Genomic DNA, 557 nt, shown 5'->3' with positions numbered 1-557 from the left:
CACCCGGTCCCGCGGCCGCTTGCGGTCGCCGCACTGGTCTGCCGCAGGGCCGGGGACCCTTCCTTCCCGGCTGGTCTTCGGGCCCTGCCCCGATGCCCGGTCCGACGGACGCAGAAGCTTTCCCCGGGAAGGACTACCGCGACCTCATCGAGACCGCTCACCAGCAGCTCGGCGGGCCAGTCGTGCTGGTCCGGGACAACCTCAACACCCACCTCACCGCCGGGATGCGCCGCTGCATCGACGACCGCGACTGCCGGGTGCCTGGACTGCTTGAACCATCTCACGAGCGTTGGCAACGGCTGGGCGGAGATGCAGAGGAGTTGGTGGAGATACGGGCACTGTGTGGCTGATCTTCCGTGGAAGGAGCGAGCGAACGGTGCTCGACGGTCATCTGTCCGGGCGGTACAGGCTCTCGGGCGGTAGGTCGCGCATCGCTCCGGTCTGCGCGGTCATCGCTGCGCTCCGGGGCCACAGTTCGCGCTTTACTGCAGGTCAGCGGTCCGGCCGTGGAGATGCGGACAGATCCGATGCGACTACGCCTGGCGTCGCACTGAGAC

General features: G+C 68.4%; 1 protein-coding gene. It reads left to right on the top strand.

Features of this window, described 5'->3' with window-relative positions; translation table 11 throughout:
* Positions 1–92: 92 nt before the first annotated feature.
* On the top strand, positions 93–350 hold the full coding sequence (locus tag LPA54_RS35830; protein ID WP_228984735.1) for a hypothetical protein: 258 nt from the start codon (positions 93–95) through the stop codon (positions 348–350).
* Positions 351–557 lie beyond the last annotated feature (207 nt).

The organism is Streptomyces sp. DH12 (genome assembly GCF_020873895.1).
Classification (GTDB): Bacteria; Actinomycetota; Actinomycetes; order Streptomycetales; family Streptomycetaceae; genus Streptomyces.
The sequence above is the reverse complement of the archived record's forward strand: the minus strand, read 5'-3'. Positions and strand labels throughout refer to the sequence as shown.

Coding starts and splice junctions, on each gene's coding strand:
- LPA54_RS35830 (WP_228984735.1), top strand. CDS start 93: ATGCCCGGTCCGACGGACGCAGAAGCTTTCCCCGGGAAGGACTACCGC.